We start from the raw sequence: 23,323 nt of genomic DNA, 5'->3' as shown, positions 1-23,323 counted from the left end.
GTTTACGCGTGAGCCAGTTCACCGCCGGGCGCTTCGTAGGGATCAATGTGAATCATCACCTGTAGCACCTCATGGCGCGCGAGCACATTTTCCCGCACCGCCAGCGCAATAGCATGGCCTGCACGAACCGACAGCTCGCCCGGAACTTCAATATGGACATCGACGAGGATCAGGTCGCCCGCCTTGCGGGTTTTAAGATCGTGCAGCCCCACAACGCCGCAGGTTGCGGCGATGGTGTCACGTATTGCGTTTTGGGTTCCCGCGTCGACCGAACGATCCATTAAATCATGTAAAGCATCGCCAGCAAAAGTGTAACCCATTCGGGAAATCAATACCCCTACTAACAATGCTGCTACAGGATCCAACCAGACAATACCGGCGAGGTTGCCAACAATCCCCACCGCCACCACTACCGACGACGCCGCATCCGAGCGCGCATGCCAGGCGTTGGCAACTAATAATGACGACTGAATGCGCTTTGCTACCGCCAGCATATAACGGAACAGCGTCTCTTTTGCGATCAGCGCTGCAAGGGCTACCCATAATGCCGTTACATGCACGGATTGAATGGTTTCCGGATGGAGTAGTTTATCCACCGCCGACCACAACATGCCGACGCCGACAATCATTAAAATCGCGCCCAATATCAGCGACGCGCCATTTTCATAGCGCCAGTGGCCATAATGATGATCGCTGTCGGAAGGTTTACGGCTTTTCTTATTGGCAATCAGAACCACAAAATCAGCAATTAAATCGGAAAGAGAGTGGATGCCATCGGCAATAAGCCCTTGCGACCCTGAAAACAGGCCGGCGATAATTTGCCCGGTCGATAAAAACAGATTAACCACGACGCTAACCAGGGTGCTTTTACGTGCAGCCTGTGAACGCTGATGATATTTATTATCATTCTGTAGATTTTTATTTGCCATCATCCCTCCCGAATAAAGTATGGATGATAGCCTGATATGAATCAGCGATATTCAATATTAATAGCTCGTTGATAATAAATTTAAAATAAATAGCCTGAGTTATAATATATAAATGCGAATGATTGCGCTTTAAAAATAGCCGACATTGAGTGGCTATTTTTTATTTTTATGACGTTGCCATTCGACGCATAGCGCAATGATAAGCCCCATTGCGCACCGAAGCGCGAAGTACCCGCGCCACGCCATTGACCGCCACTCTGGCGGTTCGCCGCTGCAGCGGATTGATGGGGATCGCCAGCATCTGCTGCGCCCAATCGGGAAGCAGATCGATTCCGGCGACCATCATCCAGCGCCCTACCGGCTGGCTTAGCCGGCCCGGCAGACGGGTGGTGAGCAGCACCTGCGCCACTTCTTGCGTTCGTTCATCACAACGTAACTGGGGGCGCATATCCTGCAAATACTCCGCCACCTGACGTGGCGTTTCGGGGATGTCTGCGGCGCCAAGTCGCCGGGCGATCTCTGCCGCTTCGCGGTAGTACTGCTCCTGACGGACGGCAGTGACGATGGTGCGCTTATAACGCAGATGAGAAGCCATAAAGCTGCTGCATTCGGCCACGTGAACCCAGGTTAAGAGCGCCGGATCGCTGGCGTGATAGGGTGTGCCGTCCGGCGCAACGCCGCTGATGCGCTGATGGATCCCCTGCACTTTAGCGATTAATCTTTCGGCATCCGCGGTAGCGCCAAACGTGGTGGCTGAGATAAATTGACTGGTGCGGCGCAGACGGCCAAAGATATCCTCGCGAAAACGCGAATGATCCCACACACCGGCCAGCGCCAGCGGATGCAGCATCTGTAACAGTAGCGCGCTAATGCCGCCGCAGAGCATTGAGGTAAAGTCGCCGTGTACCTGCCAGATAGCCGACCGCGGGCCAAATAAGCCCGGCTCGCCCTTCGGGTTTTCAAAATCAATCTCTTTTAACGCCATCCCGGTTAAACCCAGGACCTGTGATTCAATCATGCCGCGTATGCTGGTCATTGCGTTGCCCGTCGCTATCCGTAACGCCACCAACATAACACCATTCGCGGCGGCTGGCATTTGCCGACGGTGACTTTAAACGCCAACGCGCCCGCGTTCCCGCGGGCACGCCACGGATCAAGCGTTGAGCTGATAATCGAGGGAGATGTCGGCTTTCAGTACCTGCGAAACCGGGCAGCCAGCTTTGGCTTTCTGGATAATCGGATCAAAGGCCGCTTTATCGATACCCGGCAGGACAATATTGCTCTGCAGCGCGATCTTGGTGATGGCGAAGCCGCCGCCGCTCTTATCCAGCGTGACCACCGCAACGGTATCGATAGAGGTCGCCGTATAGCCCTCTTCGCTAAGCATTAATGATAGCGCCATTGAGAAACAGGCGGCATGGGCCGCGCCGATAAGCTCTTCCGGGTTAGTCCCTTTAACGCCTTCAAAGCGGGTATTAAAACCATAAGGTTGTTGGTTAAGCGCGCCGCTTTCCGTCGAGACGGTGCCTTTACCGCTTTTCAGATCCCCTTCCCAATGCGCCTGACCTTTCTTATGAATTGCCATCGTTTCACTCCTTTTTGACGTTAAAGGAGTAAGTATAGACAGCTCTAGCTGACCTGGGACAACTGTTGCTGAATGGCCTCCAGAAACAGCGGCAGCGCGCTGGGCTGATAATCTCGTGACAGATAGATGCCATAGACGGCCAGGGATTTTGGCGTATAGCCAGGCAGCACCTGTTTCAGCGCGCCGCTGTTTAGCGCGCGCCGGGCTTCCAGTTCCGGCAGCATGGCGATGCCGCACCCCGCCACCGCCGCTTCCATCAGCAGAGAGGAGATCCCGGCGCTCAGGTTGCCGGAGACGGCCACCGACACGGGTTCGCCCTGCGGATCGGTAAACTGCCATGTTGGGGTGGCGAAATGGCTATAGTGGAGACAGTTATGTTGACTAAGCTCCTCCGGCGAATTTATCTGGCCATGCTGCTGTAGCCACCGTGGCGAGGCGCAGAGCACCGAGCGGCAAATGCCGAGCCGCCGCGCTATCGCCCCCGGCTCCGGATTATCGGTGATTCGGATGGCGACATCGATACGCTCGCCAATCAGGCTCACCGGATGGTTGTTGATATCCAGTTCGAGGCGCAGTTGGGGGTAACGGGCCAAAAACTCCGGTAGCAGCGGTGAGAGCAACTGCATGGCGGTAAAGTGCGCGCAGGCGACCCGCAACGTGCCGCTCGGCACCGCGCGTTCCGTCTGCCCCGCTATCTCATCCGCCAATTGCGTCAGGCTACGCGTTTTCTGCAATACCTTTTCGCCTGCGCTGGTTAAGGTCAGTTTGCGCGTCGAACGATGAATGAGCCGGGTACCGGCCCAGTGTTCCATCTGCTCCAGATAGCGACTCACCATCGGCCGCGACATACCAAGCGCCCTGGCCGCCGCGCTCAAACTGCCCAGCTCGCATATCCGCATATATACCTGGGCGGCGATAACTCGATCCATATCCGTATCCATCTGCACGTTTTATGAAACTCAGCATCTCTTTTTTCAGGAATTTTCGCAAATCAAGAATGACGTAAAATGAACCTATTCACCTGAAAGAGAGAAAACCAACATGAAAGTATCTGCCCTGGCTATCGCCACCGCCCTGTTCAGCACCACCGCTTTTGCCGCGCCGTTGACCCTGCAAACCTACAACCCGCAGGAGAACGCGATCTTCGCGGTGAACTCCACGCTGGCCTCCGGCCCGCACGAAGCGGTGCTGTTTGACGCCCAGTTCAGCGTTAAAGATGGCGAAAAGCTGGTTGAGATGATCAACAAAAGCGGTAAGAAGCTCACGCACATTGTGATCACCTCTGGCGATCCGGATTTCTATTTTGGCCTCGAGCCGCTGGTGAAAGCCTTCCCGCAGGCCAAAGTGGTGGCAACCGAGCAAGTGGTTAAGCATATTGAAGAGACCAAAGCGGCGAAGCTGGCATACTGGGGCCCACAGATGAAAGACGGCGCGCCGAAGCAGGTCTATGTTCCACAGGTATTAGCCGCAGATAGCTTCACCATTGACGGCGAGAAAGTGGAAATTCGTCAGCCGCAGAACTACGCCGCGTTCGTCTGGATCCCGGCGAATAAAGCGATTCTTGGCGGCACCGGCGTCGCCTGGGGCATGCACGTCTGGACCGCCGATACCCAAAGCGCGGCGAGCCGTCAGCAGTGGCGCCAGACCCTTAGCGATATGGCCGCGCTGCATCCGCAACAGGTGATCCCGGGCCACTATCTCGGCACGCCGCCGGCGGGCGACAAGGCTATCGTCTTTACCCGCGACTATCTGGAGAAATTCGAGCAGGCGCTGAAAGCGCATAAAGATTCCGCCAGCGTCATCAAAGCCATGAAGGCGCAATATCCGGGTCTCGCTGAAGAAAGCTCGCTGGAGCTGAGCGCGAAAGTGAACACCGGCGAAATGAAGTGGTAATCGGCCACGCCTGAATCGAGAACGCTCTTAATCTGCCGACGCAAGGTTGCTATTCGCAAAAAAATGGACCACGATAATCCCGTCGCGTTAAAAAGCGCGGCGTACTTAGGGTTACGTTTCGTCCGGCTTGCGTCGGGCTTGTCCTTGAAACCAGAACAGGATTAAGGAGTAAGAATGAAATCGAACCATCAGGCACGTCATCTTCTCGGTCTGAACTACAAGCTTTCCCGCCAGAAAAAAGTGGTGCTCGAAGGCGACGAAGAAACTACCGTTAACCATATCCATGCTACGGGCCGCAAACGCCGCGGTGGTTAATTTTTCAGCTGAGTGATGATAAAAACACCATCCGCCAAACGGGATGGTGTTTTTTTAAGACAATCCCACGCTTCGCATCCTTCTTTTGTTACCATCTGCTTTATACTCTGCCCGCTGCATTTCCTGCCAGACCGATCGCTTATCGCCGCGCCCGGGTCTGAAGTGAACATCAAGGAGTTAGTGCGATGCAATTCATCTATAAAAAAAACCGCTCTCTTTATATCCCCTACGCTGGCCCGGTTCTGCTTGAGTTTCCGTTACTCAACAAAGGAAGCGCCTTCAGCATGGAAGAGCGTAGCAGCTTCAACCTGCTGGGCCTGCTGCCGGAAGTGGTCGAAACCATCGAAGAACAAGCTGAACGCGCGTGGATCCAGTATCAGGGATTTAAAACTGAGATTGATAAGCACATTTATCTGCGCAACATCCAGGACACCAACGAAACCCTGTTTTATCGCCTGATTGGCAACCATCTTGATGAGATGATGCCGGTTATCTATACCCCCACCGTCGGCGCCGCCTGTGAGCGTTTCTCGGAAATCTACCGTCGCGCGCGCGGCGTGTTCATCTCCTACCAGAATCGGCACAACCTCGACGATATCCTGCAAAACGTACCGAACCATAACGTCAAAGTGATCGTGGTGACCGACGGCGAGCGTATTCTCGGTCTCGGCGACCAGGGTATCGGCGGTATGGGCATCCCTATCGGTAAGCTGTCGCTCTATACTACCTGCGGCGGTATCAGCCCGGCCTACACCCTGCCTATCGTGCTGGATGTCGGCACCAACAACCAGCAACTGCTCGACGACCCGCTGTATATGGGCTGGCGTCATCCGCGCGTGACCGACGACGAGTATTATCAATTCGTTGATGACGTTATCCAGGCCATCAAAAACCGTTGGCCGGACGTGCTGCTGCAGTTTGAAGACTTCGCGCAGAAAAACGCCATGCCGCTGCTTAACCGCTATCGTAACGAGATTTGCTCGTTTAACGATGATATTCAGGGCACCGCGGCGGTCACCGTCGGCACATTAATCGCCGCCAGCCGTGGCGCGGGCAGCCAGCTCAGCGAGCAAAAAATTGTCTTCCTCGGCGCGGGCTCCGCCGGTTGCGGTATTGCTGAACAGATCATCGCGCAAATCATGCGCGAAGGGTTAAGCGAAGAAGAAGCCCGCCAGCGCGTATTTATGGTGGACCGCTTCGGCCTGTTGACCGACGGTATGCCGAATCTGCTGTCGTTCCAGAGCAAGCTGGTGCAGAAACGCGAAAACCTGCAAGGTTGGGATACGACCAACGAAGCGCTCTCGCTGCTCGACGTGGTGCGTAACGTTAAGCCGAATATCCTGATTGGCGTCTCCGGCCAGCCGGGGCTGTTCACGGAAGAAATTATTCGTGAAATGCACAAGCACTGCCCGCGGCCGATCGTCATGCCGCTGTCGAATCCGACCTCCCGCGTTGAAGCCACGCCGCAGAACATCCTGACCTGGACCGACGGCGAAGCACTGGTGGCCACCGGCAGCCCGTTCACCCCGGTGACGGTTAAGGGCAAGCAGTACGCCATCGCGCAGTGTAACAACTCCTATATCTTCCCGGGCATCGGCCTTGGCGTGATCGCTGCGGGGGCATCACGCGTCACCGACGAAATGCTGATGGCGGCAAGCGAAACCTTAGCTAACCACTCGCCGCTGGTGAATAACGGCGAAGGCCCGGTACTGCCGGAACTGAAAGATATTCAGGCCGTGTCGCGCGCTATCGCGTTTGCGGTCGGTAAAGTGGCTCAGGAACAGGGCGTGGCGGTGAAAACATCGGCCGAAGCGCTGCTGCAGGCCATTAGCGATAATTTCTGGCAGCCGGAATATCGCAACTATCGCCGAACCTCAATTTAACGCTTTATTTCAACGGGCCCGGAGATCGGGCCCGTTTTTTTATCCCCGCCCTTTGCCGTTATTTATTCCCCTTTGTTTACTAAACACCTGCCGATCCTTACGAGGCGCTTCACAGATGCTTTATTTCACTCGCTTGCCGGGAGGTAAAAACCTTGCCCGCCTGTTCGCTCACCGATAAATTAGCAAACAGATACCGCGGCGCTGAAATAAGCGCGCAGCAGAAAACAGAAGGTTTAAGTATGGCGAATATTCGTGATGTCGCCCGGCGGGCTGGAGTTTCAATTAGTAGCGTGTCCAACGTACTTAATAATCGCACGCAACAGATGCGCGAAGAGACCCGACAGCGGATAGTCAAAACGATGGCTGAGCTAAATTACCGCCCTGCGCGTTGCGCTCCGCCGGTCGCCGATTCAGCAACCAAAATGCTCGGCCTGATGGTACCGTCTATCGTCAATCCCAGCTTTTCAGCGCTAGCGCATGAACTGGATACTGCGGCACGCGCGTTTCGCCACCGGCTGTTATTAGGCATTTGCTGCCGCGATGCCGACGAGGAGTCAGCCTTTATCGCGGATATGTTCTCCCATGGCGTGCGCGGGTTGATAGTTGCCGCCAGCGACGTACGCAAAACCCACTTTGTGCGCGCAGCGGAACAAGGCATGACCATTATTAGCTATGACAACCGTCTGGCCGAAAGCGTCCCGCCTCGGGCGCGCTACTTCGATAGTGTCTCAATGGACAACGTTGAAGCGGGACGTCTGGCGGCGCAACATCTGCTGGACAACGGTTGCCGTAATATCGTCTTTGCCACCGAAAGCGGGTTAACGCTGGGACGCAGCCATAAAATCCTCGGCTTTCAGTCCGCGCTTTCCCAAAGCGGTACAGCGGCCAGAGGCGTGGTGATAGAAGGCAAAGGCAATCGGGAATTCGGCGACGCCGAGATGTTCGAACTGGGCGTAAGCCTGGCGCAAAAAATTAGCGCCTTAACGCCGCGAGTGGATGGCGTGGTAGCGATTAACGATGCTTTAGCCATCGGCCTGATGGTTGGGCTACGCGCGCAGGGCCTGAAAATAGCGGAAGATATTTCGGTGATTGGCATCGATAACATCTCCCTGTCGGCGTTATCATCACCGGGCCTCACCTCGGTAATGGCCCCGCTTTCGGCAATGGCGTCGATGATGGTTGAGCGGCTTGTCCAGAGAATTGCTGAGCCGGGATTACAAACCGACGAATTTATCTTTGCACCGGAAGTGATACAGCGTCAGTCGGTAAAAATAAAGCAACCCTAGTTGTTTTTATAAATAAATAGCATGGTGCAGATAATAGTTATTATCTGCAGGGAGACCTATACCCTATTACATTCAAAACGAATATTAATGTCGGGATTTCCATCCCATTCTTTTGTACTTTAACGAGTATAACCGGAAATAATGATGAACCTACAATCTGCGCAAGATATAGAAAAGAGCGCCATTAAGAAATTGACATGGCATATTGTTCCATTAATGATATTGCTTTATTTTCTGGCTTTTCTTGACCGTAATAATATGGCCTACGCCGCAATGGCGCTGGAAGATAGCCTTGGCCTGACGGCCACCGCCTTTGGCTTTGCTTCGGGAATATTTTTCATCGGTTATTTTATGTTTGAAATTCCCAGCAACGCCGGCACGATTAAGTTCGGTCCGCGGCTGTGGTTCGCGCGTATTCTGATCACCTGGGGAATATTTGCCACTTTGATGGGGTTCGTCAGAACGCCGACCGAACTCTATATCTGTCGTTTTATGCTTGGCGTGTGCGAAGCCGGTTTCTTCCCTTCAGTGGTGTACTACTTCACGATCTTTTTTCCGCCAGCCTGGCGGACCAAAATTCTCGGCATGTTCATTATTGTCCAGCCGCTATCCAACGCCGTGGGTTCACCGATTTCAGGCTTAATTCTGCATATCGATAACGGCTGGTTTGGCCTTGAATCCTGGCAGTGGTTATTTATCCTCGAAGGTATTCCGCCGATCGTTATCGGCCTGTTCATCCCTTTTATTATTAAGAATTCACCGCAAGAAGTCGGCTATCTCAACGCTGAAGAAAAGGCGTGGTTAATGAGTAGTACGAACCGTTCAAAATCAGGGAGTAAAGTCTCGCTGGCTGAGTTCGCCAGCGGTATTAAAAATCCCAAATACCTGCTTTATGCGCTGCTGAATTTCGGGATGGTTTGTGGGATTTACGGCTTCGGGATGTGGCTACCGTCGATTATTACCGCTATTTCCGGCGATGATATTCTTCGCGTAAGCCTGATTGCCCTTATCCCCTACGGCCTGGCGGCGCTACTGGTTTATCCATGGAGTATGCTGGCCAGTAAAACACGCAAAATCGCCGTTTTTGCCGGTATCAGTATGGTCGTCGCCGCATTAGGGCTCGCCGGCGCGGTGGTGTTCTTTAAGTTCAACGTCGCGATTTCACTCTCATTCCTGACCATTGCCGCCATTGGTATCTATACCGCGGTACCGTGTTTCTTATCGATGCCTGCCAACGTCTCGGCAGGCGCAGCGACGGCCGCGGGTCTCGCCGTGGTGAGCTGCATCGGCAACCTGGGCGGCTTCGTCGCCCCTTACGTGGTCGGCCTCCTTAACGACTTCAGCCACAGCAGCACGCCGGGACTGATATTCCTCGCCATGTGCCTGCTGATCACCGGCCTGATTTGCATTTTCTACTGCGCCAGACAGCGCGAAGGCGTCATTCAATCCTGAAAATTTAAGGAAACATCATGGGAACTCTTATTGGAAAAAAAGCATTTATCACCGGCTCTGAACAAGGTATCGGCTGGGCTACGGCGGAAAAACTGATTCTGGCGGGATGCGATGTCTTTTTGCACTATCACAGCGGTGAAGAAGGCCCGCAAAAGTTGGCGGCTATCGCCAGCGCGCGAGGGCAAAAAGCGGCCTGGCGCTATGCGGACTTAATTGACACTGAGGACGCGACCGCCTGCGTGCAGGCCGCCGCGGAATTCCTCGGCGGTATCGATATCCTGGTGAATAACGTCGGCGGTATCGTCGGGCGTAAGTGGCTTGGCGAAATTGACCGTCAGTTCTGGCAAACGGTGTTAGACGTCAATATGACCACCATACTTAACGTCACCCAGGCGGCGCTTCCCTGGCTTAAATCGGCAACGGATGGCGCCAGCATCATTAACCTCGCCTCGCTGGCGGGGCGCTCCGGGGGGCATGCCGGTTCTCTCGCCTATTCAACCACAAAAGGGGCCATCCTGACCTGGACACGCTCGCTGGCGGCTGAACTGGGCGAGCACGGCGTGCGCGTCAATGCGGTTGCGCCGGGGCTTATTCTCGGCACCCGTTTTCATAACCGCCACACCACACAGGCTTCGGCTGACGAAACCATCCGGCAAATTCCGCTTCAGCGCGCGGGAACGCCCGATGACGTCGCCCGCGCCATCACTTTCCTTGCCGGCGAGTATGACGGATTTATCTCCGGCGCCACTATCGATATTAACGGCGGAATTTATCGCATGTAATGCAAACCGGGCGGCCAGAAATCGCCGCCCGCCAGGGAGTTCCTGATGATCAAATTCGAAATTATCCATCCACAACTGCTGGCTGCTCTGGCGTGGTGCGGCCATAAATCACAAATTCTCATTGCGGATAGCAATTTTGCCTGTCGCGTTAATGCCAATGCCGATGCCACGTTGATTCAGCTCAACCTCGCGCCAGGCATGGTACCGGCAACTTATATCGTCGAAAAACTGCTTACCTGCGTTAATGTCGAACACGCGACGCTGATGGCATCACCAGCGGAATTCACTAACACCATTGCCAGTGAATACCGGGAGCTTCTACCGACAAACTGCCCGCTTGAATATGTCGAACGCGAAGCTTTCTACGCAAGGTCCCGGCTGCCATTGACCCAACTGGTCATCGCTTCCGGCGAACAGCGTCGTTTTGCCAACCTACTACTCACCGTGGCCCCGGCCTAATCGTCATACCCGCCGCCGATAAGACCGGCGGCGCGATCCTCAATGCTGGTATCTGGTCAAAAGACAATTTAGCCACTACACTCCCTGCATCCATCAACCTACTGAAAAAATAAGGAGGATCCCCATGCTGTACTGTGAACTGTTTAATGTTTCACATACATTTGGCGATCGCACCAGCTCAAGCGTTATCGGTATCGTGCTGCGATAACTTTAGCTTGAGCGAAGAAGCCAACGACTAAATCCCTTCCTCGGGCTTACCGGGTTATCGTCAGCGATGTTTGACGAGGCATTCTCATGCCTGTAACTCTTGAGTAAGTTCACAATGAGCACACTTTTAAGCGCACAATCTCTCCACGTTGATACGGCCTTTGGCCCACTTTTCAACGACCTCTCCTTTACCCTGAAAAAAGGCGATCGCATTGGCCTGATTGGCTATAACGGTTGCGGGAAAAGCACGTTATTGCAGGTGCTGGACGGCACTCTCACGCCGAATTCTGGCAGCGTATCGCGGGCTAATCACTGCCTGCTGGCGCGCGTAGAACAACATCTGCCTGACGCCCTACTCAGCCAACCGCTATTGCAGGTGGTACTGGAAAAACTGGCGCCGGGCGAACGGGATTCGCTGCGCTGGCAAGCGGAGCGACTGCTCGCTGAAATGGGTTTTACGGTTCAACAGACCCAACAGCAAGCCGCCACCCTGAGCGGCGGACAACATACTCGTCTGTTGCTCGCCCGCGCGTTGATCCAACAACCCGATTTGCTGTTGCTGGATGAGCCAGGCAACCATCTCGATCTGCCGACCCTGCTGTGGCTGGAAAGCTTCTTGCAAACCTGGCAGGGGAGCTTCGTGGTGGTGTCGCACGATAACCTCTTACTGGATGCTGTAACTAATACCAGTTGGATTTTACGTGATAACACGCTGCACGCTTTCTCACTACCCTGCAGCGCCGCCCGTCAAGCGCTGCAGGAACAAGATGCAAGCGATGCTCTGCGCCACAAAGCGGAACAAAAGGAGATCGACCGCGTCGCTGCCAGCGCCAAACGGCTGGCCATCTGGGGTCGGGTTTACGATAACGAAGATCTGGCGCGTAAAGCCAAGCAGATGGAAAAGCAGGTTTCACGCCTGAAGGATAGCCAGACGGAACTCACCGCCGGCACGCCGTGGCGTCTTGAGGTGCATGGCGACGCCGTTCGCGCCGACCGTCTGCTGGAGATGGAAAATCTCCCCGTGCCGCCGGCGCCCGGTCTCCCCGCCCTGTTCACCACCGGTCTGGCGCGGCTGCAAAGCGGCGACCGGGTAGCGATAATGGGGCGCAACGGCGGTGGGAAATCGTCGCTGCTGCGCCTGTTATGGCGACAAATGCAGCAACCGGCTAGCGAAGCCGGGCTGCGTTTACATCCTCGACTACATCCGGGTTATTACGATCAAACCCTGCATCAACTGGCGGATGAGGCCAGCCTGCTGGAGGCGCTGGAGCCCTTTGAGCCTTCGCCGGAAACGCGCAAGCGGGCGCTGATTTCCGCCGGCTTCGGCTGGGCGCGACACGGGCAGAAGGTCAGCACCCTCAGCGGCGGCGAACGTTCACGGCTGCTGTTTGTCGGCCTGTCGCTGGCGAGCTATAGCCTGCTGCTGCTCGATGAACCCACCAACCATCTGGATATGGAGGGAAAAGAGGCGCTGGCGGCGACGTTGCGGGAGTATCCCGGGGGCCTGCTGCTGGTTAGCCACGATCGACAGCTCATCAGCCAGAGCTGTAACCGCTTCTGGTTAATTGATGAAAACGGGTTAAGCGAGTGGCACGACGTCGACGAGGTGTACGCCCGTCTGCGCGGCAACGAGCGCCTTCAGAGCCCGGCGACGCAAACGCCGCCGCAGGCGCCGCCCGTCGACGACCTGCAAGAGGATTTGCTGGAACGTCTGGTGATGCTGGAACAGCTATTGGCGGACGATCTGCAGCGTAAGCCGAAGCATCAGAAGCCGCAGCTACAGGCGCTGTGGCGTCAGGAGATTGAGGAGATAAATACCCATCTGAGTTAAATGCCTATGTCACCGGAGCGTCAGCGCCCCGGTGGCATAACAGCTTTACCGGCGGGTAAACTGCTGCTCAAGCATGGTCTTCCCCCATTGATCGCCCTGCCACTCTTTACTCAGCGTAAACCCAAAGGATTCATATAATTTACGCGCCGCCTGCAAGCCGCTAAACGTCCATAGCTGAACCGCATCGAAGCGCTGATTATCACAAAAGTTGATAGCTTCAGTCAGCAAGCAGCGCCCCACGCCGCTGCCCCGACAGCCATCGCCGAGAATAAACCAACGTAGATGCGCTTCATTATTCCCGAGGTCTTCGCCATCAATGGCGACAGAGCCGACGATGACGCCATTTTTGACCGCCAGCCAAATCTGGTTACGTTGATTGTTCAGCCTGCCAGAAAATTCAGCCAGACCGCTGGCGACTTTACCTTCAAAAAAATGCCCGAAGCCGTAATGACGGGCGTAATACTCACCGTGCATTTGCGCAATGCGGCCAATCATTCCCGGCTGATAGCCGGTAACTATCGTGATGTCGTTTGGCCTGCTCGTGACCGGCTGCTGACGACAGCGCTCAAGCGCCCACGAATAGGCCGTCAACCCCTCGGCAACGATCTGCTGCTGTGCGCTATCCAAATGCGCCAGCGCCTCAATCACCCGCATGGCGCCGTAGTCATGAATGCGGGCGACCGTCGCCTGCCCTTTGGTTGTCAATGAGAGTTGTTTAAAACGCCCGTCATCAACACAACCATTTTCCTCTATCTCGTTAGCGGTCTGCAGGCGCGATAACATTCGGCTGACGCTCGATTTGTCCAGCCCCAATACCTGCACCAGTTGCGCGGCGGTCATCGCGCCATGAGTAGAAATCTCCAGCAGCGCATGCACCGCTGAAGGTGAATAGTCGGTCGCCGCCAGCGTGCTGTTCATAAAGCCGAGCTCGCGCACCATCAATCGTGATGCGGAACGAATTTGATTGATAAGTAAAGTGTCAGGCATGGTAATATCCGCGAAAGGTAGTTGCATAATACAACCATTATCAACACGCTCTGTCAATGGCCCTGGCATACTCCGCTCCTTTCAGGTTGCGCCCCCTAAAATTGGTATAAACGGATGAATATTGTGCCAAATATGCGGCAAATCCCCCCATTCCCAACCATACCGCTTGTAATTAGCGACATAAGATCTAATCCTTAATGAGTATTATTTTCGCTGTTAGCACCTTCGTATCATTAACAAGGAGAAACGCATGAAAGCTGCTGTAGTCACCCACGACCACCAGATTGATGTAACCGATAAAAAGTTACGCCCGCTGGAGCATGGCGAAGCGCTGCTGAAAATGGAATGCTGCGGGGTCTGCCACACTGACCTGCACGTGAAAAACGGCGATTTCGGCGATAAAACCGGCGTCATTCTCGGCCATGAGGGCATCGGCATCGTGGAAAAAGTCGGCCCTGGCGTGACGTCGCTGAAGCCGGGCGATCGCGCCAGCGTGGCGTGGTTCTTTGAAGGTTGCGGCCACTGCGAATACTGTAACAGCGGCAACGAAACCCTGTGCCGCTCGGTGAAAAATGCCGGTTATACCGTCGATGGCGGGATGGCCGAAGAGTGTATCGTCACCGCCGATTACGCGGTCAAAGTGCCGGATGGACTGGATTCCGCCGCCAGCAGCATCACCTGCGCCGGCGTCACCACCTATAAAGCGGTGAAGGTCTCACACATCAAGCCCGGCCAGTGGATTGCCATTTATGGCCTCGGCGGCCTGGGTAACCTGGCGCTGCAATATGCCAAAAACGTCTTTAATGCCAAAGTGATCGCCGTTGACGTCAACGACGGGCAGCTGGAGCTTGCCGCCTCGATGGGCGCCGACCTGACGGTAAATTCCCGCAACGAAGACGCCGCCAAAATCATTCAGGAGAAAACCGGCGGCGCCCACGCGGCCGTGGTTACCGCGGTTGCTAAAGCGGCATTTAACTCTGCCGTGGATGCGGTTCGCGCCGGCGGCCGCGTCGTCGCCGTTGGCCTACCGCCGGAAGCAATGAGCCTCGATATTCCGCGTCTGGTGCTGGACGGGATTGAAGTAGTAGGTTCACTGGTAGGTACCCGTCAGGATCTGATTGAAGCCTTCCAGTTTGCCGCCGAAGGCAAAGTGTTGCCGAAAGTCACTCTGCGCCCGCTCGGCGATATCAACGCCATCTTTAAGGAGATGGAACAGGGTCAAATCCGCGGCCGTATGGTTATCGATTTCCGCCGTTAATTCTGTCTGACTATGCCAGACGAAAGAGCCTAACCTGCTGACTATTCCCGCATGATGGGAATAGTCAGATTTCGCAAATGCTTAGCGCAAATCGTTGGTTCCTTTGTATTCCGTCGCGCCCGATGATGGCAAGACAATAGATAACAAAGGAATTCACCATGCAAAATCGCTTTCGCCTGCCTACGCTTGCCGCCCTTTTTATTGCAGGCGCGTTTTCGGTTTCGGCGGCGCAAACGCCGATCAAAGGCGGCACCTTAATTTATCTGGAACAACAGCCGCATACTAATCTCTATCCGCCGGCCGGCGGTTTTTACCCTAACGGCGGGATCCTCAATCAGATAACCGACAAGCTAACCTGGCAAAACCCGGAAACGCTAGCTATCGAGCCGTGGATCGCCGAAAGCTGGAGTAGCAACGACGAGAAGACCGAATATACCTTTAAGCTGCGGCCTGGCGTCACCTTCTCTGACGGTACCCCACTCGATGCCAATGCGGTCGCAAAGAACTTTGATACCTACGGTTTGGGCAATAAAGCACTGCGTCTGCCGGTTTCCGAAGTGATCAACAATTACGATCGCAGTGAAGTCATCGATCCGTTGACCGTCAAATTCTACTTCAAAAAGCCCTCCCCGGGATTCCTGCAAGGTACCGCAACGATTGGCTCCGGGCTGGTTTCCCTCAGCACTCTGGCGCGGAGCTTTGAGGCGCTGGGCGATGCCCGCCATATCATCGGTTCCGGCCCCTTTACGGTAAAAGATGAAAAACCCGGACGCGAATTAACGCTGGTGGCGCGGAAAGATTATCAATGGGGGCCGAAAAATCTTGCTCAGCAAGGCCCGGCGAACCTCGACGGCATTACCTATATCGTAACGCCGGAAGATAGCGTACGTATTGGCGCGCTACTGGCGGGACAGGCCGGGTTTATTCGCCAGGTGCAAGCCTATGATGAAAAACAGGCAACCGACCAGGGCTTTAATATTTACGCTGCGCCGACGCGCGGCGTAAACGATAGCCTGAGCTTCCGTCCGGATAACCCGCTGGTTGCCGACCTGCGGGTACGCCAGGCGCTACTGCATGCTACCAACGCCAAACAGGTTGTTGAGACCCTTTTCTCGCCAAACTATCCGCAGGCAAGTTCCGTTATCGCCCGCACCGCGGCGGGATACGTCGATTTAAGCGACAAACTGGCCTTCGATCAGCAGAAAGCTAAACAGCTGCTGGATGAGGCGGGCTGGACGGCGGGCGCGGATGGTATCCGACAAAAAGCGGGACAGCGGCTGGCGCTCACGGTCTATGAATCCCTGCCGCAGCCGCAGAACAAAGAGGTGCTACAGCTGGTTGCGCAGCAGTGGCGTCAGGTTGGCGTGGCCTTAAACGTGAAAGCCGGCGACGCCGGCAGCCGGGTACTGGATAATCTCGACCCGCTGAAAACGCCATTAACCGTCTCTGAAGTCGGCCGCGCCGACCCGGATGTGGTGAAGAGTATGTTCTTCCCCGCCAACCGCGATGCCCTACTGCAACAGGGCGGTTCGAGCGACAAAGTTAAAACCTTCCGTGACGATAAGCTCAACGCCCTGTTAACCGCAATCTCTGCCGAAGTGGATGCGCAAAAGCGTCTGCAGTTAACTGGCGATGCGCAGCGTTATCTGCTGGACAACGCCTACGTCATTCCCATCTTTGAAGAACCGCAGGTCTTTGCCGGCGCGCCATGGGTAAAAGGCGTACGTTTTGAAGCCGTGGGACGTCCGTCGTTTTACGGCGCATGGCTGGATAAACACTAAGGGGGCGGCATGAGCCACTATCTTTGGCGACGGTTGGCACAAGGCGTGCTGGTACTGTGGGCGGCCTTCACCCTGACCTTTTTTCTGCTGCAGGTACTGCCCGGCGACGCGATTTTGATTAAGTTTCAGAACCCCGATCTGGGGCTGAGCCCGCAACAGATCGCCGAAATGCGTGTGGCATATGCTGCAGACAGCCCGCTGTGGAGGCAATATTTGCACACGTTGCTGGCCATGCTGCAGGGGGATTTCGGCTATTCACTGCAGGCGGGACTGCCTGTCAGTTCCCTGATTGCCAGCAATTTACCCGACACGCTGGCGCTGGCGTTGCCGGCCTTCGTGCTGGCGGTTCTGCTGGCCTTTGCGATCGCTACCGCTTCGCGTTTGCCGTGGCTACGCGGTATCAGCAATCTGCTACAGTCGCTGCCGGTGCTGTTTATCTCACTGCCGACCTTCTGGCTCGGCATCGCCTTAATCCAGATCTTTTCATTCCAATTGCACTGGGTCCCGGTTATCAATCCCGGACCTCTGCAAGGCCTGGTGCTGCCGGTTATCGCGGTGGCGATACCGATTTCCGCGCCGCTGGCGCAAATTCTGTTACGCACCATGGATCACATCGCCGCACAACCCTTCGTCGCCGTTGCTCGCGCCAAGGGAATGAGCGAAACACGGGTGTTATGGCGGCATGTCACCGGCAATGCTCTGTTACCGACATTAAACATTGCCGGCCTGCTGTTGGGAGAACTGATCGCCGGGGCCTTAATTACCGAAACCGTTTTTGGCCGCAGCGGGCTCGGCCAACTGACGCAGCAGGCGGTGAATAATCAGGATATTGCCATTCTTCAGGCCGTGGTGATGATTTCAGCGCTGGGCTTCGTCGTCATCAATCTGCTGGTCGATCTGCTGATGCCGATGCTCGACCCGCGCTTAAAACCCCTGCGCGGAGGTGCGCTATGAGTCTGGTCGATTACGCCTCGGCGGTGCGACGCCGTCCGGTCAACTGGCGCCGTTTTTCCTTGCAGCCGGGGCTGTGGCTGGCATGGTTGGTAATGACGGTTGCGGTGCTAATGGCTTTCGCGCCGCAATGGTTCACCGAGTTTAATCCACTCGACGGCATCGCTGGCGCCCAACGTCTGGCGCCGCAGGCGGGACACTGGTTAGGTACCGACCAACTCGGTCGCGATGTGTGGAGCCGCATCGTCTACGGCGCAGGACATTCGCTTTCCGCGGCCCTGGCCGCCGTCGCCATGGGCCTGGTTTTCGGTACGGCGTTGGGCACCGTTGCCGGCGCGCTGGGCGGGCGGGTCGAAGCGGTCGTCATGCGGATTGTCGATATTCTGCTGGCGATTCCTTCGCTCCTGCTTTCGCTAACGGTAATCATACTGCTTGGTTTTGGCACTCTGAACGCCGCCATGGCGGTCGGCGTTGCCGCGATCGCCAGTTTCGCTCGACTGTCGCGCGCCGAAGTCGTGCGCATTCGTCACAGCGACTATGTCGAAGCAGCCTATGGTAGCGGGGGAACCTTTTTGGCCGTGTTCTGGCGGCATATTCTGCCTAACGCGCTTTCGCCGGTGCTGGCTTTCGCCACCCTTCAATTTGGCCAGGCTATTCTCGCCCTCTCAACCCTGAGTTTTCTCGGCTACGGCACTCCGCCGCCGGTGCCGGAATGGGGATTACTTATCGCCGAGGGGCGCAACTATCTTTCCACCGCCTGGTGGCTCACCACTTTCCCCGGGATCGCGGTCATTGCCGTGGTACTGGCAGCCAATCGTATCAGCCAACAACTCAATAGGGAGCGCCGATGAACGTGCTTAGCGTAGAAAACCTCACCATCAGCTACCGCTCTGGCGGGTTGTGGCGCGAAGTGGTTCACCGGGTCAGTTTTACGATTAAACGCGGCGAGATGCTGGCGTTCGTCGGCGAATCCGGTTCGGGAAAAACCACCACCGCCCAGGCGATTATCGGTCTGCTGGCGGAAAACGCCCGCCTCGATGCCGGGACGGTTCGTCTCAACGGTGAAGAGATTAGCCGCTGGTCAGGCAAACGGCTGGATAACCTGCGCGGGGCCAGAATCAGCCTGGTGCCGCAGGATCCCGGCAACTCGCTGAACCCGGTGCAAACCATCGGCGCGCAGGTCAGCGAAATACTCCGCCTGCATCAAAAAAGCAGTAAAACCGAGCGTCGACAGCAGGTTATCGCCCTGCTGGAAAAAGTCGGCTTAAGCCATCCAGAGCAGCGTTTCGACCAGTATCCGCACCAGCTCTCTGGTGGTATGAAGCAGCGGGTGCTGATCGCCATTGCCATCGCCCTGAAGCCGGATTTGATTATTGCCGATGAGCCGACCAGCGCGCTCGACGTGACGGTACAAAAAAGAATCCTCAATCTGCTCGATCATTTGCGCCGTGAATCCGGCACCGCGGTGCTATTTGTCACCCATGACCTCGCGCTGGCGGCGCAGCGTGCCGACCGGCTGGTGGTTTTTCGTCACGGTGAAATTCAGGAACAGGGCAATACGGGTGATGTTATTCGCACCCCGCAGCACGGCTATACCCGCCAGTTGCTGTGCGATCTGCAGGGACAGAACCTGCACTTAACCACCACGATTCGCCCGTTTGTTACGCCGGCAATTCGGGTTGAAGGCGTGAGCAAACGCTTTGCGTTAGGGAGCAGTCATCTCCAGGCGCTGGATCACGTAAGCTTTATTTTACCGCGTGGCAGTACCCATGCGCTGGTCGGCGAATCGGGTTCAGGAAAAACCACCCTCGCCCGCATCTTGCTGGGCTTTGAGCAGGCTGATAGCGGACAGGTGACCATTGACGGTATTGCCAGCGGACAATTGAGCCGCGAGGCCCAGCGCCAGCTACGGCGCAAAATTCAGTTTGTTTATCAGAACCCTTTCGCCTCACTCGACCCTCGCCAGACCTTGTTCGACATTATCGAAGAGCCGCTGAAGAATTTTCAGCGCCTGCCCAAAGATGCCCGGCGCCAGCGGGTAGAGTCCGTCGCCGCCCGCGTCGCGCTGGCGCCGGAGCTACTCAACCGAACCGCTCGTGAGCTCTCCGGCGGTCAGCGGCAGCGGGTCGCTATCGCCAGGGCATTGATCCTCGACCCCACGATTCTGGTGCTCGATGAGGCCACCTCAGCGCTGGATGTCACGGTGCAGGCGCAAATTCTCGCCCTGTTGCTGCAATTACAGCAACAGCTCGGGTTGAGCTATCTGTTTATCACCCACGATCTGGCGACAGTACGCCGCATCGCCCATAGCGTGACGGTGCTGCGCGCCGGGCAAGTCATCGAACAGGGCGAGGTTAAGCAGTTGTTCGCCGCGCCGCAGCACGACTATACCCGCGAGCTGCTCGCCGCCATTCCTCATTATCACGCACCGAGCACGGAGGTTGCATGACGCCTAAACGCCTGGGGTTTTTTACCCGTTTACTCGACCACGCCACGCCGCAAGAGCGCTATCAACTGGCGACGGAGCAGATCCGCCACGCGGAACGGCTGGGCTTTGATAGCGCCTGGGTGGCGCAACACCATTTTCATGAAAATGAAGGCGGTTTACCGTCGCCGCTGGTGTTTCTTGCCTACGCGGCGGCCCATACGCAACGGATCCGACTCGGCACCGCCATCATTACGCTGCCGATGGAGAACCCGCTACGTGTCGCAGAAGATGCGGCAGTACTGGATTTACTCGCAGAGGGTCGCCTGGAAGTGGGTTTTGGTTCCGGCGGGACGCCAACCTCTTTTCTCCCCTTTGGCCTGGCCTGCGAACAACGCGGCGCGGTCTTCGCCGATCATCTGCATTTGATTGAAAGCGCCTGGCGCGGCGATACGTTGGCTCATCCGGACAACCATCTTTATCCGCCCGCGCCGCAGCTGGCAAAACGGATTTGGATCGCCACCTTTTCGATTGAAGGCGCTATTCGGGCCGCGAAATCCGGCCACGGGTTGATGCTATCGCGCACACAGCCGCGTCCGCCAGGTCAAAGCGAACTGCCGCTGGATGCGATTCAGAACCCGATTATCGACGCCTACCTCGCCGCGCTGCCAGCCGGCGTGGCGCCGCGAATTCTGGCTTCCCGCACCGCGTTTATTGCCGACAGTCAGGGGTACGCGCTACAGGCCGCAGAGCCGGGATTAAGTAAACAGGCGGCAGCCCATCGCGCCGCCGGCCATGAGATTATTGGTGACACCGTCACGGATTACGCTCGCCAGTTGGATGCCCACATTGGCGATGCGCCACATGTGCTTGCATCGCTGGCTAAAGACAGTGTGCTAACCCGGGTGACTGATATTTCGTTTCAGGTCCATTCGGTGGAGCCATCACATCAGGACACGCTGCGTTCTATCGAACTCATCGCTAAACACATTGCCCCGCAATTCAGATAAGGAGTCGCTATGAGCTTAAGTCAGGATATTTTGGCTGAACTGGCGGAGATCGCCGCCGATTCAGCGCTGGGCAAGGCCCGCGCTTTGCGCGAGGCTGCGACCCGCCACGCCCAGGGAAGTTACGAGGTGCTATTTAGCCAACAGGATGAGGATTTTCCGCTCGAAGAACGGTTCGCCGTCGCCGCAAAAGTGGCCAGACTTCATCAGGCAGACGCGCTGGCGGCGCATTACGCCGGTTTCGGTATTGCCGACCCGACAACCCCACGGCTTGCCGCTGCGCTGGGGTTTGCCCGCCTGTTGACCTTCACCCCGGTGGAAGCGACGCCCGCGGCGCTGCAAACGCTGGGCGACGCGGGCTGGAGCCTGCGCGGTATTGTAACGCTGGCGCAGCTTGTTGCGTTTGTCAGTTTTCAAAGCCGATTGCTGAGCGGATTACGATTGTTAAATGGCAAACCAATTTCCGCAGCCGGGACCCCGGTGGTTGCCGGCTACTGGCACACTCATCCCCGGACGGTTAGCGGTAAACCTGCGCCGGTGGCCTTTACTCGTGATGAATTACACTGGGAACCGTGGATTGCCGATAAGCCTCTCGCTGAATTTAACGCCGCCGAGCAGGCGCTGCTGGCGCAGTTCGGCCACACTGATTCCCCCTACTTTCGCTTACTGGCGCGCAATCAGCCGGTGCTTGAACAGCGCACGCTGACCGATAAAGGGATTTTCTATACGCCGGGCGGCCTGCCGCGCGCCGAGCGTGAACTGGCGGCCACGGTGGCGAGTAAAATCAACGGCTGCATCTACTGCGCGTCGGTACACGCACGCAAGGCGGCGCAGTTGTCCAAAGATGAGCGAGCGGTGGAGACCCTGCTGGCGGTAACGCCTGGGGAGAATCTCAGCGATGGCCAAGGGCCGCGCTGGCAGGCGGAGATTGACGCCGCCGCCGCGCTTTCCGTCACCCCGCCCGCGATAACCCCAGCGCATCTCAGCGCGCTGGAGCAGCAGGGTCTGGATATCGTCGAACAGCTGGACCTGCTGCAATCGACGGCATTCTTCGCCTGGGCTAACCGCCTGATGCTAACCCTTGGCGAACCGTGGCGGGATTAATCAGGCCTGCTCTGCCTGGGTAACGCGATGACGCGTTACCCGCCGCTGGTATCGCGCATACAGCAGCAACGAGCTCATCGCCAGGAACGACAGCGCTGCCGCCGGCAGCGCGACCGAACGCCAACCCGCGCCAAAGGTAATCATCATCCCGCCGCAGTAAGCGCCAATCGCGCTGCCGAGGTTAAACGCTATCTGCCCGCCCGCCGCCCCGAGCATTTCGCCGCCTCTGGCATTTTGTAGCAGTAATATTTGCAGCGGCGCGGCGAGCGCGAAAAGCCCGGCGCAGCAGATAAACGCCAGCACCAGCGAAGCCAGCGGCTGTATGCCAAAGGCAAAGATGAGCAGTAACACCGCAACAATGACGCCGTTGGTCATCGCCGCAATACGCAGCGGACTGTAACGCCCAGAGATCCTGCCGCTAAAGAGATTACCTAAAACCATCCCCAATCCGACCAGCATCATAATGAACATCATCGCCGACTCGCTAAAGCCGGAGACATTTATCATGAAGGGCTTGATATAGCTAAACCAGGCAAAAACGCCGGCATTTCCGAACATCGTGGCGGCGAAAATAAACCATGGCGCCGGGGATTTAAGGAAATGGAATTGTTCACTAAGCCGGGTGGTTGATTTGTCATACAGCGTTGGCACCCAGCGCAGTATCGCCAAAAGCACCAGCACATCAAATAGCGCGATGGCCGTGAAGGTATAACGCCAGTTGAACTGATGGCCAAGCCAGGTGCCCGCCGGTACGCCAAGCAGGTTTGCCACCGTCATACCCGCTATCATCCCGGCGACCGCCGCGGTAACCCTGCCCGGCGAGGCGATTTTCGACAAGATAATCGCTCCGACGCCAAAATAAGCGCCGTGAGGAAAACCGGAAATAAAGCGCCCGAGCGCCAGCATGGGATAACTTGAGGAGAAGGTAAACAACGCGTTGCCTGCCACACACAGCGCCACCAGAAACAGCATCACTGATTTCAGCGAAAAACGGCTGGAAAACAACGCCATGACAGGCGCGCCAAACACCACGCCAAAGGCGTACCACGAGATCATGTTGCCGGCCGCGGGGATGGTAATGCCAACATCATGGGCGATTTCCGGCAATACCCCCATGATGCCGAACTCCGCCATTCCGAGGCCAAAGGTCCCCAGCGCTAAGGAAAAAATCGTTTTCTTCATCTATTC

At 56.4% G+C, this 23,323-nt stretch carries 21 protein-coding genes; 15 read left to right on the top strand and 6 right to left on the bottom strand.

Going from position 1 to position 23,323, the window contains the following annotated elements; genetic code table 11:
* Positions 1-2: 2 nt before the first annotated feature.
* The 4 genes from ABLU86_RS06200 to ABLU86_RS06185 all read right to left on the bottom strand — a co-directional run bounded on the left by ABLU86_RS06200 (position 3) and on the right by ABLU86_RS06185 (position 3,443).
* Positions 3-929: a cation diffusion facilitator family transporter gene (locus ABLU86_RS06200; protein ID WP_015366500.1), complete on the bottom strand. Its 927-nt coding sequence runs from the start codon at positions 927-929 to the stop codon at positions 3-5.
* 166 nt (positions 930-1,095) lie between these two features.
* Positions 1,096-1,965, bottom strand: coding sequence for an oxygenase MpaB family protein (locus ABLU86_RS06195; protein ID WP_047038442.1), 870 nt, complete (start codon positions 1,963-1,965; stop codon positions 1,096-1,098).
* Between the two features lie 117 nt (positions 1,966-2,082).
* Positions 2,083-2,514, bottom strand: a complete 432-nt coding sequence (locus tag ABLU86_RS06190; protein ID WP_015366497.1) for an OsmC family protein — start codon at positions 2,512-2,514, stop codon at positions 2,083-2,085.
* Positions 2,515-2,558: 44 nt separating this feature from the next.
* Positions 2,559-3,443 carry a LysR family transcriptional regulator gene (locus ABLU86_RS06185; RefSeq protein WP_015366496.1) on the bottom strand — a complete coding sequence of 295 codons (885 nt, stop codon included), beginning with the start codon at positions 3,441-3,443 and terminating at the stop codon, positions 2,559-2,561.
* Between the two features lie 112 nt (positions 3,444-3,555).
* Between ABLU86_RS06185 and ABLU86_RS06180 the strand changes: the two genes are divergently transcribed.
* The 8 genes from ABLU86_RS06180 (at position 3,556) to ABLU86_RS06145 (ending at position 12,622) form a co-directional block, all read left to right on the top strand.
* Positions 3,556-4,407, top strand: a complete 852-nt coding sequence (locus ABLU86_RS06180; RefSeq protein ID WP_015366495.1) for a Vmh family MBL fold metallo-hydrolase — start codon at positions 3,556-3,558, stop codon at positions 4,405-4,407.
* Between the two features lie 174 nt (positions 4,408-4,581).
* Positions 4,582-4,722, top strand: a complete 141-nt coding sequence (gene sra / locus ABLU86_RS06175) for a stationary-phase-induced ribosome-associated protein (protein WP_015366494.1) — start codon at positions 4,582-4,584, stop codon at positions 4,720-4,722.
* A gap of 185 nt (positions 4,723-4,907) precedes the next feature.
* Entirely contained in the window at positions 4,908-6,605 is a 1,698-nt protein-coding gene (locus ABLU86_RS06170; protein WP_015366493.1) for an NAD-dependent malic enzyme, read from the top strand.
* A gap of 239 nt (positions 6,606-6,844) precedes the next feature.
* A complete protein-coding gene (locus ABLU86_RS06165; RefSeq protein WP_047058824.1) occupies positions 6,845-7,891 on the top strand; it encodes a LacI family DNA-binding transcriptional regulator in 1,047 nt (348 codons plus the stop codon).
* A 144-nt stretch (positions 7,892-8,035) separates the two neighbouring features.
* Entirely contained in the window at positions 8,036-9,343 is a 1,308-nt protein-coding gene (locus ABLU86_RS06160; RefSeq protein WP_015705501.1) for an MFS transporter, read from the top strand.
* Positions 9,344-9,360: 17 nt separating this feature from the next.
* On the top strand, positions 9,361-10,125 hold the full coding sequence (locus tag ABLU86_RS06155) for an SDR family NAD(P)-dependent oxidoreductase (protein WP_116289193.1): 765 nt from the start codon (positions 9,361-9,363) through the stop codon (positions 10,123-10,125).
* A 45-nt stretch (positions 10,126-10,170) separates the two neighbouring features.
* Positions 10,171-10,584 carry an RbsD/FucU domain-containing protein gene (locus ABLU86_RS06150; RefSeq protein ID WP_116289194.1) on the top strand — a complete coding sequence of 138 codons (414 nt, stop codon included), beginning with the start codon at positions 10,171-10,173 and terminating at the stop codon, positions 10,582-10,584.
* Positions 10,585-10,906: 322 nt separating this feature from the next.
* Positions 10,907-12,622, top strand: coding sequence for an ABC-F family ATP-binding cassette domain-containing protein (locus ABLU86_RS06145; protein ID WP_032714567.1), 1,716 nt, complete (start codon positions 10,907-10,909; stop codon positions 12,620-12,622).
* Between the two features lie 45 nt (positions 12,623-12,667).
* Here ABLU86_RS06145 and ABLU86_RS06140 read toward each other — a convergent pair whose 3' ends face one another.
* Positions 12,668-13,609 carry a bifunctional helix-turn-helix transcriptional regulator/GNAT family N-acetyltransferase gene (locus ABLU86_RS06140; RefSeq protein ID WP_047077606.1) on the bottom strand — a complete coding sequence of 314 codons (942 nt, stop codon included), beginning with the start codon at positions 13,607-13,609 and terminating at the stop codon, positions 12,668-12,670.
* A 250-nt stretch (positions 13,610-13,859) separates the two neighbouring features.
* Here ABLU86_RS06140 and adhP point away from each other — a divergent pair, with 250 nt between their 5' ends.
* The 7 genes from adhP to ABLU86_RS06105 all read left to right on the top strand — a co-directional run bounded on the left by adhP (position 13,860) and on the right by ABLU86_RS06105 (position 22,135).
* Complete coding sequence (gene adhP, locus ABLU86_RS06135) at positions 13,860-14,867, top strand: alcohol dehydrogenase AdhP (protein WP_348795993.1); 1,008 nt, start codon at positions 13,860-13,862, stop codon at positions 14,865-14,867.
* A 158-nt stretch (positions 14,868-15,025) separates the two neighbouring features.
* Positions 15,026-16,648 (top strand): TIGR04028 family ABC transporter substrate-binding protein, encoded by a 1,623-nt coding sequence (locus ABLU86_RS06130; RefSeq protein WP_230249617.1) that lies wholly within the window; start codon positions 15,026-15,028, stop codon positions 16,646-16,648.
* 9 nt (positions 16,649-16,657) lie between these two features.
* The gene (locus ABLU86_RS06125; RefSeq protein WP_348795992.1) at positions 16,658-17,602 is read left to right on the top strand and encodes an ABC transporter permease; all 945 of its coding nucleotides are present in this window, start codon (positions 16,658-16,660) and stop codon (positions 17,600-17,602) included.
* On the top strand, positions 17,599-18,450 hold the full coding sequence (locus ABLU86_RS06120) for an ABC transporter permease (RefSeq protein WP_015366483.1): 852 nt from the start codon (positions 17,599-17,601) through the stop codon (positions 18,448-18,450). Before ABLU86_RS06125 ends, ABLU86_RS06120 begins: the two co-directional genes overlap by 4 nt.
* On the top strand, positions 18,447-20,048 hold the full coding sequence (locus tag ABLU86_RS06115; RefSeq protein WP_348795991.1) for an ABC transporter ATP-binding protein: 1,602 nt from the start codon (positions 18,447-18,449) through the stop codon (positions 20,046-20,048). Before ABLU86_RS06120 ends, ABLU86_RS06115 begins: the two co-directional genes overlap by 4 nt.
* Entirely contained in the window at positions 20,045-21,034 is a 990-nt protein-coding gene (locus ABLU86_RS06110; RefSeq protein WP_047049164.1) for a putative FMN-dependent luciferase-like monooxygenase, read from the top strand. The genes ABLU86_RS06115 and ABLU86_RS06110 overlap by 4 nt, the downstream gene beginning before the upstream one ends.
* 9 nt (positions 21,035-21,043) lie before the next feature.
* The gene (locus tag ABLU86_RS06105; protein ID WP_047038434.1) at positions 21,044-22,135 is read left to right on the top strand and encodes an alkylhydroperoxidase domain protein; all 1,092 of its coding nucleotides are present in this window, start codon (positions 21,044-21,046) and stop codon (positions 22,133-22,135) included.
* Here ABLU86_RS06105 and araJ read toward each other — a convergent pair whose 3' ends face one another.
* Entirely contained in the window at positions 22,136-23,317 is a 1,182-nt protein-coding gene (gene araJ / locus ABLU86_RS06100; protein WP_015705512.1) for an MFS transporter AraJ, read from the bottom strand. It lies immediately after the preceding gene.
* Positions 23,318-23,323 lie beyond the last annotated feature (6 nt).

The sequence above is a fragment of the Klebsiella sp. JN_Kp121 genome (genome assembly GCF_040062145.1).
GTDB classification, from domain to species: domain Bacteria; phylum Pseudomonadota; class Gammaproteobacteria; order Enterobacterales; family Enterobacteriaceae; genus Klebsiella; species Klebsiella aerogenes.
Note: the sequence above shows the minus strand (reverse complement) of the source record. Positions and strands in the feature narration are given on the sequence as shown.

What these genes read in the sequence shown, in the direction of transcription:
- ABLU86_RS06200 (WP_015366500.1), bottom strand. Translation starts at nt 929, where the DNA reads ATGGCAAATAAAAATCTACAGAATGATAATAAATATCATCAGCGTTCA.
- ABLU86_RS06195 (WP_047038442.1), bottom strand. Translation starts at nt 1,965, where the DNA reads ATGACCAGCATACGCGGCATGATTGAATCACAGGTCCTGGGTTTAACC.
- ABLU86_RS06190 (WP_015366497.1), bottom strand. Translation starts at nt 2,514, where the DNA reads ATGGCAATTCATAAGAAAGGTCAGGCGCATTGGGAAGGGGATCTGAAA.
- ABLU86_RS06185 (WP_015366496.1), bottom strand. Translation starts at nt 3,443, where the DNA reads ATGGATCGAGTTATCGCCGCCCAGGTATATATGCGGATATGCGAGCTG.
- ABLU86_RS06180 (WP_015366495.1), top strand. Translation starts at nt 3,556, where the DNA reads ATGAAAGTATCTGCCCTGGCTATCGCCACCGCCCTGTTCAGCACCACC.
- sra (WP_015366494.1), top strand. Translation starts at nt 4,582, where the DNA reads ATGAAATCGAACCATCAGGCACGTCATCTTCTCGGTCTGAACTACAAG.
- ABLU86_RS06170 (WP_015366493.1), top strand. Translation starts at nt 4,908, where the DNA reads ATGCAATTCATCTATAAAAAAAACCGCTCTCTTTATATCCCCTACGCT.
- ABLU86_RS06165 (WP_047058824.1), top strand. Translation starts at nt 6,845, where the DNA reads ATGGCGAATATTCGTGATGTCGCCCGGCGGGCTGGAGTTTCAATTAGT.
- ABLU86_RS06160 (WP_015705501.1), top strand. Translation starts at nt 8,036, where the DNA reads ATGAACCTACAATCTGCGCAAGATATAGAAAAGAGCGCCATTAAGAAA.
- ABLU86_RS06155 (WP_116289193.1), top strand. Translation starts at nt 9,361, where the DNA reads ATGGGAACTCTTATTGGAAAAAAAGCATTTATCACCGGCTCTGAACAA.
- ABLU86_RS06150 (WP_116289194.1), top strand. Translation starts at nt 10,171, where the DNA reads ATGATCAAATTCGAAATTATCCATCCACAACTGCTGGCTGCTCTGGCG.
- ABLU86_RS06145 (WP_032714567.1), top strand. Translation starts at nt 10,907, where the DNA reads ATGAGCACACTTTTAAGCGCACAATCTCTCCACGTTGATACGGCCTTT.
- ABLU86_RS06140 (WP_047077606.1), bottom strand. Translation starts at nt 13,609, where the DNA reads ATGCCTGACACTTTACTTATCAATCAAATTCGTTCCGCATCACGATTG.
- adhP (WP_348795993.1), top strand. Translation starts at nt 13,860, where the DNA reads ATGAAAGCTGCTGTAGTCACCCACGACCACCAGATTGATGTAACCGAT.
- ABLU86_RS06130 (WP_230249617.1), top strand. Translation starts at nt 15,026, where the DNA reads ATGCAAAATCGCTTTCGCCTGCCTACGCTTGCCGCCCTTTTTATTGCA.
- ABLU86_RS06125 (WP_348795992.1), top strand. Translation starts at nt 16,658, where the DNA reads ATGAGCCACTATCTTTGGCGACGGTTGGCACAAGGCGTGCTGGTACTG.
- ABLU86_RS06120 (WP_015366483.1), top strand. Translation starts at nt 17,599, where the DNA reads ATGAGTCTGGTCGATTACGCCTCGGCGGTGCGACGCCGTCCGGTCAAC.
- ABLU86_RS06115 (WP_348795991.1), top strand. Translation starts at nt 18,447, where the DNA reads ATGAACGTGCTTAGCGTAGAAAACCTCACCATCAGCTACCGCTCTGGC.
- ABLU86_RS06110 (WP_047049164.1), top strand. Translation starts at nt 20,045, where the DNA reads ATGACGCCTAAACGCCTGGGGTTTTTTACCCGTTTACTCGACCACGCC.
- ABLU86_RS06105 (WP_047038434.1), top strand. Translation starts at nt 21,044, where the DNA reads ATGAGCTTAAGTCAGGATATTTTGGCTGAACTGGCGGAGATCGCCGCC.
- araJ (WP_015705512.1), bottom strand. Translation starts at nt 23,317, where the DNA reads ATGAAGAAAACGATTTTTTCCTTAGCGCTGGGGACCTTTGGCCTCGGA.